This window comes from Flavobacterium nitrogenifigens (assembly GCF_003254565.1).
Taxonomy (GTDB): domain Bacteria; phylum Bacteroidota; class Bacteroidia; order Flavobacteriales; family Flavobacteriaceae; genus Flavobacterium; species Flavobacterium nitrogenifigens.
In genome coordinates, this window is sequence record NZ_QJRI01000075.1 from 1 (window position 1) to 359 (window position 359).

General features: G+C 49.0%; 1 protein-coding gene. It reads right to left on the minus strand.

Annotated features, from left to right (window positions below):
- On the minus strand, positions 1-359 hold a 359-nt coding region (locus DM397_RS00315; protein WP_204251843.1), incomplete at both ends, for an HYR-like domain-containing protein.

A 359-nucleotide genomic window follows, 5' to 3' on the forward strand; every position in this document is an offset into this window, starting at 1 on the left:
AAACATCAGCATCGCAAAGGTCGGAAGCTGTCGGAATCTGAGCCTGTGCTGTGGCAAGGCCAGCTGCATCGCTGCATTCCAAGGTTACATTTAGAGAACCAGCTTGTGTTGTCCAAGTTGGAGCGGTAGTATCCTGAATGGTAATCACTTGGGTGAAAGTGTCAGATGTGTTACCGCAGTCGTCTTTTACGGTCCAAGTGTTGGTATATGTTCCAGCGTTTCCGCATCCTTCAGAAGCCATAAACTGTCCGCTTACTTTTGTGATGTTTGAAACATCAGCATCGCAAAGGTCGGAAGCTGTTGGGATTTGAGCCTGAGCAGTGGCAAGGCCAGCCGAATCGCTGCATTCCAAGGTTACA